This is a genomic window from Paenibacillus sp. sg306046 (assembly GCF_059821225.1).
Genome location: NZ_JCAMRT010000007.1, coordinates 138843 through 151159 on the forward strand (window position 1 = coordinate 138843; position 12317 = coordinate 151159).

The window sequence follows — 12317 nt, forward strand, 5'->3', positions numbered from 1 at the left end:
CCCTGCGGCCATTCAGCGGCTGTCTAGGTATACAGCGTCAGGAAGGGACAGCCTCCGAGACTGGCCGTTTCCTTATTTTGTTCAAAGAGAGCGTGAAGCAGCCGCTCCAGCCTGTCGGCGATCGTCAGCTCCCTCATGCCTGCGACGTGCAGCGCCATTGCCTCGTAGTGCGCCATCATCCGGTCCACAATGGCCCCCAGCAGGTCCTCCTTGCTCCCGAAATGATAATAAATGTTTGTTTTGGCGACCCCGCTGGCCTTAACCAGCTCATCCATAGACGTTGCGGCATAACCTTTGGTCAAAAACAAAACGGAAGCGACATCGAGAATTCGGTTACGATTCGAAAGTTTGGTTTTCATGATAGCACTATACAGTGCTAAAATACTGTAGTCAAATAGGGTCAAAACACGTTTAGCCTGCGAATTTTGTAGCTTTTTCGATCATTTTTCTGGTATTCAGCACGGAATATCGGGATATTCCGTTGTCTTTTCACCTCGGACAGATATAATAAAAGTAAGGTCTTACGGTGTTTACCATGATCCTTATGCGCGCTGATGTCGAATTCGTGAGGACTGCTTGCAGGAGGTCTCTCGTTCGTCTCGAACCGGCCGAAGGAAACGAACAAATCGGAGGAACAAGAATGGCTCCGCATAACAGCATCCCTTTAACCAATAAGCTTCATGTACAAAGCGGTTCGCATATTTTGTACTTTTTTTGTGAGCGCGACAAATATATCGACAACGCGGTTTCCTTTATTTCGTCGGGGCTGCAGGTCGGTCAGCGGATCGTTCTGGTGGACACCCTGGAAATGCACGAGGCGATGGAGCGCGAGCTGACCGCCAGGCTCGACACGCCAAACTGGCGTGATGATGTGCATTTCATCAGCCAAGCCGATTTCTGCGAAGTGGATCGGGACTTGGACAAGGATTATGTAACGGAGAAGATTATCCGGCTGTTTCGACCGTACATCGAGCGGCAGCAGGATGTCCGGGTATGGGGACATGTCGGCTGGAAGTCACAGGCTGATCTGATGAACAAGCTGCAAGCCTATGAAGCGTTCTGTGAGCAGAAGCTGAGCAAGCAGAGCTTTATAACGGTCTGCGCTTACGATGCTCAGCAGGTGCCTGCGTCCGTTCAATTGAAAGCGCTGCAGACGCACCCGTATTTCATGACCGACGAGACGCTGGTCGTGTCCACGCTGTACCAGCCTGGTTCGGTTAAGCAGCCGGAATCGCTTCTGCATGCAACGCAGCAGGACCTGGAATCGCAGATGGATCTGTACAGACAGAAGCTGGATTTTGCCCACGTCGTGTCGCATGAGGTGCGTAATCCGCTGACGGTGATCAAGGCGTATTCGACTTTGCTGATGAGCAAGGTGAAGGACCCGGAGGACCGCGACAAGCTGAAGGCGATCTGCGACTATGTGATGTTAATCGACAATGAAATTTCGCATATTATCAACACGGAGCAGATGCTGTCCACGGATTCGTTATGGCGGCGGAAGCTGACCGTGCCCAGGGAGCTGCTGCTGGAAGTCATGGAAATGATGGATGTGAAGGCGCGGACCCAAAATATTCAGTTCGATCACCGTATTGAGCTGGAGGGCCACGAACGGCTGCTGAGCAATGTGACGGGATTTAAGCTTATTGTTTCGAATATTATCAGCAATGCGATTAAATATAGCGAGGAAGGTCGGCCCGTCTATTTCACAGCGCGCTGCGAAGAAGGGTTCCTGATCCTGGAGACGGAGGATTTTGGCGTCGGGATGAATGAAGGCCAGCTGCTACGGCTGTTCCAGAAGTACGAGAAAACGAATGACCAGAAGGGCGGACAAGGCATCGGTCTGTTTATGGTCAAGCAGCTGGTAGAGCATCATCAGGGCGAGATCGAGGTACTGAGCCGGCTGGGCGAAGGCACTAAGATGACGGTGAGGCTTCCGATGCATGCCGCGACCGCGGCCGACTCTGCCTAGGCTCGTTGGCATCGACAATGTCGATTTGTGCAGCAGCAGGCGGCGGACGGGTTGCCTGTATAGCCGCTTTCAACCGCAGAGGCTTTAACGATTCGTTGCACTTGCATCTGGTGTCCGGCGCGCGGGTTCGTCACGAGCCTGCTTGTAGGCGGGCCTGCCGGAAACAAAGGGACCTGTTCCTCGTCAGGAGGAAAGGTCCCTTCGTTGCTTGTAGCCGGGCAGCGAGGCTGACTGTTCGCCGACTAGCAGGCGGCGCAGCAGCAGGAATAGCAAAATCGTGATGCTGGAGCCGACGAGCAGATCGGACGCGTAGTGAGCGCCGAGCACAAGCCTGCTGTAGGTGGTCGCAGCGCCCCAGAGTAAGGCGGCGGCCCAGGCGGCGCGGATAAGGGGCGGACGGGCAAAGGCGGCGGCAGCATAGACCGGAAGCAGCAGCGCCGTCCAGCTGTTGGCCGCATGCGAGGACGGGAAGGAGCGGTTGCCGGTTGCGCCCATCGGCATGTACCAGGCGGTATACCCGGAGGCATCGGGCAGCAGATCGCGAAAGCGGACGCGTCCCCAGACCGACTTGAGCGAGTGGACAAGCGCCATCTCCGCGCCAACAAGCAGCAGCGTCAGCCAGGCCACCGTATTTAGCCGGGCCAGCAGCGCGCTGTCCAGTCGCGCCAAAGCCAGCTGCATGGCAACTGCCGCCGCTGCCAGCGCTACCAGCGCCCAGGCCCAGTCGGCGTTGTCCAGCTTCAGGTGAAGCCCGCGTTCAGCGGTCATATAAATAAGCGCGAGTCCGGCGATCAGCTGTACAGCGAGCGCGACCAGACGCTGCAGCAGTCTGCGCCGCTTGGAGCGCATCCCCGCTGCTGTGCGGAATAGCAGTTGGCCGCTGAGCCAGACGAACAGAAGGGGCGGATGCTCGCCGTATGCCTCGAACCAGCGGGCCCAGGCGGCGGACGGGTTATATTGCGCCTGTGATAGCGCCAGGTCGTACCGCCCAAAGGCGGCGGCCAGCATGATCCAAAGCAGGGCGCAGCCTGCGGCAAGTAAGGTGAGACGGCGGGAATTCATCAGGGTACAGCTCCTTGGCTCCGCAATTGAAAGGGTGGGACAAGTACAGGCTAGCTTTATTATAGGCGATTTGGGCGGCTGACGTAAGTCAAGGTAACGGCAAGCCTGCCCGTGCGTGCGGAAGCCGTGCGAAACACCAACAAAGGCCGCGGTGACGGCCGGAAAGCGGGGTCTTCGATGGAAAAGAAGCCATCTTATGTATACACTTATGCGTTCCACGAGGACGAAGCTGATTTATGCGCGCTGGAGCAGCGGGCCTTGTTCGGGAGCGCTTATTCGGAGGCAGCGGTCTGGATGAAAAGCGGCATGCGGCTTGATCCGAGCCGCAGCCCGTTTATAAAGCAGCGTCTTCATATCCGCTGTGAAGCGGTGGAGGCGGAAGGCATCGCCGCCCAGGCAGCAGAGCTGGAGCTGCGCGGAGCGAGCTTCAAGGTTGTGTGCCTGCCGCTGGCTGCCGACGGGCTGAGCTATGAGCAGCGGCGCGGGCTGGAGCGGCTTGTAGGCGCGCGCATTCGCGGCCGGGCGGAGATGCGAACGCCGGACATCCGGCTCGGCTTGGCTCGGCTGACGGATCGCTGGGTGCTTGGCGAGCTGGAGGAGCAGGAGGCCGTGTGGCTGCGGCACAAGGATAAGCCGCGTGCCTATTCGACGGCGCTCGGCACGCGGGTGGCGCGGGCCGTTGCCAATATTGCCGTTCCGCAGCCCGAGGGAATCCGGGCCGTCGATCCTTGCTGCGGAATCGGGACCGTTTTGCTCGAAGCGCTGTCGATGGGCATTGACATGGAGGGCTTCGACATCAATCCGCTGGCTGTGCTGGGCGCGCGGGAAAATTTGCGGCATTTCGGCTATTCGCAGCAGGTGCATATTCAGGATATGCGGCTGCTGGAGGGGTGTTATGACGCTGCTGTGTTGGACTTGCCGTATAATTTATGCTCAAGGCTATCGGATAAGGATCGGCTGGAGCTGCTGACTGGCGCTGGCCGACTGGCGCGCAGGGTCGTGATTGTCGCGATTGATCCGGTTGACAGCCAGCTTCCACAAGCGGGCTTGCGGGCGATAGACGGCTGCGAGATTCGCAAAGGCTCCTTTCGCCGGTTTGTCACGGTGTGTGAGGGGGCGGGGGCGCGTTGATCCGGTATTTGCGCGGAGCCTATGAGGCATGGATAGATTACCCGCTGCAGGCTGGCTATGAGGTGCAGGGCCGCTACCGGCTCCAGCGTTTTCTGGCGGAAGGCAGCTATGGGATAGCGTATTTGGCCGAGGACCGCATCGGGAATAAAACGGTGGTGCTGAAGCAGGCAAAGCCCAGCAAGCGGGCGCTCGGCCGCAGGCTGCTCCGACGGGAGCACGAGGCGCTGCAGGCGCTTGCGCATCCCGATATTCCGGCCAGCGGACCGCTGCTGGAGGAAGGGCGCGGGCTTTGGCTGACGATGGAATGGGTCGACGGAGCAACGGTGGAGACGCTTATCTTCGAGCAGGGGCGAGGCTTCACGGAGCTGGAAAGCTTGCGGCTGCTGACCCGGCTGCTGCCGGTTGTCCGCTTTATTCATGAGCAGGGGTGGGTGCATCTGGATCTGCGCATTCCGAATGTTATGCTCCAGCAAGGCCGACTCAAGCTGATCGACTTCGGCCTCGCCCGTCGAATCGGCGATGAGGACGAGCTTGAGCCGCCGCAGAACGAGGAGGAGAGATGTCGCCGTCTGCCTGTTGTGCAGAGCGACTTGTATGCGCTTGGTCATTTCTTGCTGTTTCTGCTGTATTCCGCGTATGAGGAGCCGCCGGAAGCCGGACAGGCGGACAGCGACTGGCAGCAGGAGCTGACGCTGTCGCCGGAGACGGCCGCCGTGCTGCGCAGGCTGATGGGCCCCGGCCTGCCTTATTCAAGTGTTGTCGAGTTAGCCGGGGAGCTGGAGCGGGCGGCGGCCAAGCTGAAGCAGGCGGACGGTTAAAACCCCCTTTGCGTCGGCAAAGGGGGTACACATGCGGGATGCAGGCTGCCGGATCATGAAGCCTCAAGTCAGGCGTTGACCCGCGCCAGCGAAGTTTGCCAAGCAGAAGCAGCTTTCGATGAAAAGCGATGCTTGGTTCGAAGCGGCGGGTGAGGCCGCGATGCTGCGGTTTATCCGGCTTCGGGCGCTGCTGTCGCGCAGCGCTCCGGCTTTGGATTGAATGGACCAGTTGCCGTTTTGTCAGGAGCTGGAATGCTTCCTGCTCTTATAGTAGCCGGAGCCGTAGGAGCGGTGCTGGCGATACCGGTCTGACGACGAATGACGCATAGGTCCGGGACGATGGTAGCGGCCAGAGCTGCTGCCATAGCGACGGGAGCGTTTGGAGTGAAGCGCGCTGTTTAATACTTTGCCCAACAGACGTTTTAACATAAAGCTCCTCCTTTCGGGTCTCCGTATGTGTTACGAAGCTGTCGCCGTCAGGTTTCACACAGGCCAGGCGTTTCGGGCGAACACTACCCGCAATCCGCCCCGCTGACCCTGCGCAGCAACAGCTCTGCGCTGTCTGCGCTACTTCCAGGCCAAGGGGAGCCATGCGCCTGCTACTTGACGCCCGGATAGCGGCGCTCCAGCGTCTGCAGCAGCTCGCCATAGCCGTCGCGCAGCTCGGTGATGGTGATCAGCTCCGGCACGCTGCGGCGTTCCTCTTCACTATGCTGGCTGAGCAGGCTGCTCAAGCCGTCGTAATTAAATTGCAGCTCCTTATGCGTCTGCATTAACTTTTCCAGCACCACGCCGATCAGGCTGGCATATTGCTCCGTCGACATCGTGTGACAAGCCTCCTTCAGATGCAGGCAGCGACGCCTGCGCTAGTGAATTGAACGTAGCACAGGACTTGCAGGAAGGCAAGCGTCTCCGTGGGGCCTGCAGACATGCTCATGCTACCGGCCGCTGGAGAATCACCGTTCCTCGGGAATGGCTGGACTATACGTGCTGCGTCAGCCGTCGCGCTCTCCAAACGATTAAATTTCAGTAGTGCGCTGCCTGGGACTTTTGTAGTAAAATCGGGATTAATAATTCAGGCTGAAGCAGAATGGGGAAACGAAGGATGGACAGGTGGAGCGTGCGGAAACGGATGGAGCGATTTACAACCGCCTTCACAATGGATCGGGAAGAGTACATCAAGGTGCTGCTCCTGTTCGGTTATTTGTTTGGTGTCGTGGCGGCATCGACGATCGGACGGACGGCGGCGGACACGATGTTTTTGAGTCGGTTTGACTCGGCCGCGTTGTCCAGGATGTACTTGCCGCAGGCGCTTGCATTGATGGGCGCGGGCGTGCTATATCAGCGATACAGCGGCCGCTGGAGGCAGGATCGCTTCACCCTTGGCCTGATCGGCGGGGTCGGGGTGCTGTCGTTGCTTTCGCGGGCAGGCGTGGCGTCCGGCTTCAATTGGGTGTTTCCAGCCGTGTACATCGGATTTGATTTGCTGAACTTTCTGATGATCGTCTGCTTCTGGCAATTCGCGACGTCGGTGCTGGACCAGCGCAAGGCGAAACGGATGATTGGCTTGGTGGGCAGCGGAGGAATCGCCGGAGGCATCGTCAGCGGCTTCGGGTTGAAGGGGCTGGCCGGAGGGCTGGGCACGGAAAATTTGATCTTCATCTATGCGCTGCTCCAGTTACTGGGACTGGTGTTTGTCTGGCTGCTTTGCAAGCGGGCGGGGGCGGACAGCGAGCTGTTTGCGCGGGCGAAGCCGCCGGCCGGAGGCCGGAAAAGCAAGACGGGCGGCGCAAGCGGCGGGTCCTTCCGCACGTTTATGGAGCATGTGCCTCATTTGAAGTATGTGGCTATTATGGCTGGTTCGATCGTAGTGGCGCTGGTGCTGATCGACTACCAGTTTAAGGTTATTTTGAAAGGGACGCTGCAGCATGACGCGCTCGCCGGGTTTATGGGCAGCTTCTACGGCTTTTCCGGGCTGCTTGCGCTGGCTGTGCAGCTGGTTGTGGCAGGCCCGTTGATTTCGCGGTTCGGCGTGATGACGGCGCTGCTCTTATTTCCGCTGGCGCTGCTGGCCGGAAGTGTGGGCCTGCTGATCATGCCGGTGCTGGCGATGGCCGTAGCGCTCAAGGGAACGGATAAAGTTATCGGCGACACCGTCTATTCCTCGGTCAATCAGCTTATTATGCTGCCTGTCGCCCCGGAATGGCGGGGCCGCGCCAAGGGCTTTCTTGACGGCGTGGCGCGCAACGGAGCCAAGGGGCTCGCTGCCTTGCTGCTGCTGGCGCTGTCGCCGTTATTGACGACGGCGCAGCTCGGCTACGTGACGCTGGCCGCTGTCGGAGTTGCCATATTTGCAGCCGTCAGGCTGAAAAGCGCTTATATGCGTACGCTGCTGCGCTCGCTGAGCAGCCAGGAGCTCGATCTGCAGGAAACGCGGCTTGATCTGATGGACCCGGCCAGCCGCAAGCTGTTGACCGACGCGCTGGCGAGCGGCGAAGAGGTGCAGGCGCTGTATGCGCTGCGTGTGCTGGGGCAGCTGGAGGGCTTCGAGCTGGCGCCGCATCTGCCCGCTCTGCTGCGGCATCCTTCTGCTGAGGTGCGGAGCCGGGCGCTGGACTGGATCAGGCAGCATACGCCGCCGGGACTGGAGGCCGAGGCGGCGCTGCTTACTGCGGCGGAGTCGCCCGCGCTGCGCGCCCGGGCCTGGCTGGCGACGGCGGCTTATGCGCGGGAGGAGCAGTTGGAGCCGTTGACCGAACGGCTGCAGGATCAAGCGATTGCCGTACGTTCGGCGGCTATTGCGGGGCTGATTTTGTACTACGGCATTGAAGGGATGTTCAGAGCCGTCGGCGCGTTAAAGACATTGATCAGCAGCTCCCTGGAGGAGGAGCGGGTCGCGGTGGCCGGGTTGTTCGGCCAGATCGGTCTGTCCTCTTTCTATAAGCCATTGCTGCCGCTGCTCCAGGACGACTCGGCGCTTGTCCGGGTGCGCGCGCTGGAATCGGCCGCGGTGCTGCGGGTGCCTGAGCTCGTTCCGGCGATGATTCCGCTGCTGGCGGACGGACAGACGCGCGCCGCAGCGCTGGATGCATTGGCAAGCTACGAGGAAGAAGCGCTGCTGCCGCTGCTCCAGCCGCATCTTCGCGATGGGCGGCCGGGCTCTGCTTTTCTGCCGCAGGCGCTGGCACGAGTAGGCGGCGCAAAGGCGTTTGCGCTGCTGCTGGATACTTATGCGGACGCCGACGAGGAACTGCGCCATCGGCTGCTTGATGCGCTGATTGCGATTCGCAGCCGAGGTGAGCTGCGTATGGCGGAAACCGCTGATGCGGCAGTGGAAGGTTATGTGCTGTCCGAGCTGGAACGGTACTGGCAATATGCGCATGGACAGGAGCAGCTGCTGCCGCATGCGGTGCTGTCCGAGCTGGCGGCTGCGGCCCAGGAAGCCCGGCTGCGTGCGGCTGATCGTATCTTCGGTCTGCTGGCGCTCAGCTATGAGCCGTCGACGATCCAGGCGGTGCAGACGAACTGGTCGGGCGGGGACGCCCGCCGTCAGGCGAGCGCAGCCGAGGTGCTTGACCAGCTTCTGAGCGGACGGCTGCGGACCGAGCTGGCGCGCTTGATGGCGCATGTGCCGCGCGCCGCCACGGCCGACGCCGCCCAGGAAGCGTTGCTGCAGACCGTGCTTAATCTGCTGAATATCGGAGACAGCTGGCTGCGGCGTGTCATTCTGGCTTCAGGCGTGCTGGATAGCGAAGCGTGGCGGGATTGGAGCGGCCGGCCGATTTTCCGCTGGACCGCCGAGGAGCTGGCTGAAGCGACTGCCGAGCTGGAGCGCGTCAGGCTGCTGCGTCAGGTCAGCTTATTTGCGGGGCTGACCGGTCGTGAGCTGGCCGCGCTCGGGACACGGCTGCAGCTGATTGAAGTGGAGGCCGGCGAAGACATGGTCCGCGAAGGCGACACGGGCGATGCGATGTATATGATTCGTGAGGGCACGGCCGAGGTGCGTCGGGGCGGCCAGCGGCTCGGCCAGCTTGGCGCGGGCGATTGCTTCGGTGAAATGGCGGTGCTGACCAGCAGTGTTCGGGCTGCAACGGTAACGGCTGAAGGACGTTGTCTGCTATGGAGGCTCGACTCGGCCCAATTTTACGAGCTGCTGTTTGACCATAGGGAAATTGCGCTGTCGATGATGGCGATCTTGTCCCGCAGGCTCCGCACCGTGAACCTGGAGGCTGCGCAGCGGCCTGATCCGGCAGCGGGCGCTGCGGCAGCGTCATCCGCCCAGTCGGCTGTCCCGGCTATGCCGACCGCGGCCGTTCCTCCATCCGCAGCAGCTCAGGCGGAGGCCGCAGCCTCCGGGCTGCCTGCGGACCGCGGTCAGCAGGGACCGGATGGTTACGGCCGGGGCGACGGTATTTCCGGCGGCGTTATTTTACGCCGTGTGCTCGTGCTGCAGCGCATCGGCCTGTTCGCTCACGTGTCGGCTGAGGATTTCGTCCAGCTGGCCGGGATGGTGGACGAGCTGCGTTATGAGGCGGGCGAGCCGGTTGTCCGTGAGGGCGAGCCGGGCGATTGCCTGTACGGCATCATTGAAGGCGGCGTGCATGTCCATCGCGAGGACGGCCACCGGTTGGCGACGCTGGGCACCGGCGACTGCTTCGGCGAGATGGCGCTGATCGACGGGGAGCCGCGTTCCGCCAGCTGTACAGCGGCAGAGCCGACCTTGCTGCTGCAGCTGTCGCGCGAGCAGGTGCTGGCATTTTGCTTCGAGCGGCTGGATGTGCTGAAAAGCATGATGCGAGTACTGGCTGTCCGACTGCGGGATACGCAAGGCTAGGCGAGCTGACCGCTTAGGTCAGGGCCGTTGGCGGAGGGCATTATGGGAACGACCAGGCCGAGGACGGTTGCGGGTTAGCGGTTGACGCTCGTGCTGTACCTGTAATCAAGCAGGAGAATGAAAAGGACATCCCCTTGACCGGGAAATTTGGCGCAGCAGCCTCATTTTCCGCCCTCAAGGCGATGTCCTTTTTTAATTAGAAAAAGGATTACGGGAATGCCTTACGACCTTATTGCGAAGCCCGCCATTGTCCGTTTGCCGATGCGGCAGAGCGATTTCTTTGCGTCCGCTAACTGGAAGCGTGAAAAAAGCGGATCAGGATTTAGGTTATTTTCAGGTTTCTTTAAGTATTGGCGTTTACAATGTCTTAATATGGTTAAGAAAATGTTAATACATGATGTCCGCCTTCCATAGCGGGCCGATAGGAGAGTGAACAGGTTGCGTACAACCTCTAACAAGCGCAGAACCGGCCGGATTCGATCGACGGCTGCCCCTGCCCTTCACACCATCGCCCTATGCACGGTGATTTTGGTTCTTCCGTTGTTGCTGGCCGCAGGCGCGGAGCTTTTGCATCGGGGGTCGTGGTCCGACACGTGGACGTGGATTTCCTTACATCCTCAGATATTCGCGCTGAACGGGCTGCTCGTGATGCTCGTTTTTTTATTGCTGTTTGCGTTATGCGGTGCGATTTCCGGCGCTGCTGCGCTGACCGCGCTGCTGCTGTCGCTTGTGGCGCTGATCAGTTATTTCAAGCGTAAGCTGATCGGCGAGCCATTTTTCCCATGGGATATTTTCCTGAATAAAGAAAGCATGAACATTTTGCCGCTGGTCACAAGCCGCGAGGCTTTGTTTCGGCTGTCGGTTGTCGGCTTGTGTGTGCTGATGCTGTTTGTGCTGGGCACCCGGTTGCCTCGCTTTCGTCCGCGCTGGGCGATGCGGCTCGGGCTCGGGCTGCTTTGTATCGCGGGCTTGTACAGCTTCGGCGTCCGTGCGGCATGGACCCATACGGTGATCGACCGGGCAGGGGTTAATGAGATCGTCTGGAACCAGACGGAAAATTATGCTGAAAACGGACTGGCCGCTGCCTTCACGATGAATGTGAAAAATACGATCGTCAAACGTCCTCCTGGCTACAGCGAAACGGCCATGAAGGGGCTGGCCGAAAGCTTGAACGAGAAGTTCGGCAGCTTCAAATCGAAGGCGGTCACCGTCTCTGCGGGAAGCGGCAGTAAAGCCGCCAAGCAGCCGAACGTTATTTTTATTATGAATGAAGCGTTCTGGGACCCGACGCTGCTGCCGGGTGTGACATTTGATCAGGACCCGCTTCCGACTGTGCACCGTTTGCAGCAGCAGCATACGAGCGGCTACCTGCTGTCTCCCCAATTCGGCGGCGGAACGAGCAATGTCGAGTTTGAGGTGCTCAGCGGGCAGTCGATGAGCTTCCTTCCAGCGGGGTCGGTCCCGTATCAGCAATATATTACGCGGCCGCTGCCAAGCTTGGCCTCGTATTTTAAGGAGCAGGGCTACGCCAGCACAGCCATCCACTCGTACGAGGGCTGGTTCTGGAATCGTGAGTCGGTTTACAAGCATATGGGCTTCGACCAATTTATAAGCAAGGACGGCTTCGAGGAGCCGGAGTACAGGGGGGCCTTTATCGCCGATGATGAAGTGTCCCGCCGCATCATTCGCGAGGTGGATGCAAACGACAAGCCGACCTTCATCTATGCGGTAACGATGCAAAATCACGGCCCTTACAATGACCGGCGTTACGGCGATCAGGCCATCCAGGTCAGCGGCTTGCAAACGGATGAGGCCCGCGACACGCTTGCTACCTATGCGCAGGGCGTGCGGGATGCGGATCGCAGCTTGCAGCTGCTGATTGACCATTTCCAGCAGTCGGAGGAGCCGACGATGATTGTGTTTTACGGCGACCATCTGCCGATGCTTGGCTACGATTATGACGTGTACGCCCAGTCCGGATTTATTTCCTCCAGCCGCTCGGAGCAATGGTCGTTGGAGGAGCTGAAGAAGATGCAAAGCGTGCCTTTTGTCACCTGGTCCAATTTCCAGATGCCTAAAGAAAAGGTTCCGACGCTCAGCAACTCCTTCCTCGGCGCGCATATGCTGGAGCTTGCCGGACTGGAGGTGCCGCCGGTATGGGCCTACCAGCTGGAGCTTTCCCGCAAGACGCCGGGGATGCTGCGTAATCTGGTCGTGTCGTCGGACGGCCGGCTGTACAGTGAGCTGCCGCCTGCCGCACAGGACGACGCCGAGGTGTACCGGGAGCTGCAATATGATGAAATGTTCGGGCAGCAATATGTGGCGAAGTATCTCGGCGGCCTGTCCTCGGACGGCCAGCCGGGCGGCTCCGCGCCCCCTGCAGCTGAGGCGGGAGCGTACGAGCCGGCTGCGGCGGATTAGAGACGGCGCAAGTTGTTCACGGAAGCGGTGCAGGCGGATGCTGCACCGCTTCCGTGTCGTCCAGGGGAAAGCTTGGGGG

Annotated in this window: 9 protein-coding genes; 5 read left to right on the forward strand and 4 right to left on the reverse strand. The window is 60.0% G+C overall.

What is annotated here, in order from left to right; all coding sequences use genetic code 11:
• Positions 1–23: 23 nt before the first annotated feature.
• Complete coding sequence (locus tag AC6ROY_RS09525; protein WP_500100054.1) at positions 24–359, reverse strand: TetR/AcrR family transcriptional regulator; 336 nt, start codon at positions 357–359, stop codon at positions 24–26.
• A 281-nt stretch (positions 360–640) separates the two neighbouring features.
• Between AC6ROY_RS09525 and AC6ROY_RS09530 the strand changes: the two genes are divergently transcribed.
• Positions 641–1972: an MEDS domain-containing protein gene (locus AC6ROY_RS09530; RefSeq protein ID WP_500100056.1), complete on the forward strand. Its 1332-nt coding sequence runs from the start codon at positions 641–643 to the stop codon at positions 1970–1972.
• Between the two features lie 183 nt (positions 1973–2155).
• On the opposite strand, the gene AC6ROY_RS09535 is transcribed toward AC6ROY_RS09530, so the two are convergent.
• Complete coding sequence (locus tag AC6ROY_RS09535; RefSeq protein ID WP_500100057.1) at positions 2156–3034, reverse strand: phosphatase PAP2 family protein; 879 nt, start codon at positions 3032–3034, stop codon at positions 2156–2158.
• A 177-nt stretch (positions 3035–3211) separates the two neighbouring features.
• Between AC6ROY_RS09535 and AC6ROY_RS09540 the strand changes: the two genes are divergently transcribed.
• Positions 3212–4165 carry a TRM11 family SAM-dependent methyltransferase gene (locus AC6ROY_RS09540; RefSeq protein WP_500100059.1) on the forward strand — a complete coding sequence of 318 codons (954 nt, stop codon included), beginning with the start codon at positions 3212–3214 and terminating at the stop codon, positions 4163–4165.
• Complete coding sequence (locus AC6ROY_RS09545) at positions 4162–4983, forward strand: serine/threonine protein kinase (RefSeq protein ID WP_500100061.1); 822 nt, start codon at positions 4162–4164, stop codon at positions 4981–4983. The genes AC6ROY_RS09540 and AC6ROY_RS09545 overlap by 4 nt, the downstream gene beginning before the upstream one ends.
• 240 nt (positions 4984–5223) lie before the next feature.
• Here the strand turns inward: AC6ROY_RS09545 and AC6ROY_RS09550 are convergent, their stop codons facing one another.
• Together AC6ROY_RS09550 and AC6ROY_RS09555 are read right to left on the reverse strand one after the other, a co-directional pair.
• Positions 5224–5412: a hypothetical protein gene (locus AC6ROY_RS09550; RefSeq protein ID WP_500100062.1), complete on the reverse strand. Its 189-nt coding sequence runs from the start codon at positions 5410–5412 to the stop codon at positions 5224–5226.
• A 170-nt stretch (positions 5413–5582) separates the two neighbouring features.
• Positions 5583–5807, reverse strand: coding sequence for a hypothetical protein (locus AC6ROY_RS09555; RefSeq protein WP_500100064.1), 225 nt, complete (start codon positions 5805–5807; stop codon positions 5583–5585).
• A gap of 281 nt (positions 5808–6088) precedes the next feature.
• Here AC6ROY_RS09555 and AC6ROY_RS09560 point away from each other — a divergent pair, with 281 nt between their 5' ends.
• The gene (locus AC6ROY_RS09560) at positions 6089–9817 is read left to right on the forward strand and encodes an Npt1/Npt2 family nucleotide transporter (protein ID WP_500100065.1); all 3729 of its coding nucleotides are present in this window, start codon (positions 6089–6091) and stop codon (positions 9815–9817) included.
• A gap of 438 nt (positions 9818–10255) precedes the next feature.
• Positions 10256–12238 carry an LTA synthase family protein gene (locus AC6ROY_RS09565; protein WP_500100066.1) on the forward strand — a complete coding sequence of 661 codons (1983 nt, stop codon included), beginning with the start codon at positions 10256–10258 and terminating at the stop codon, positions 12236–12238.
• The last annotated feature ends 79 nt before the right edge of the window (positions 12239–12317 follow it).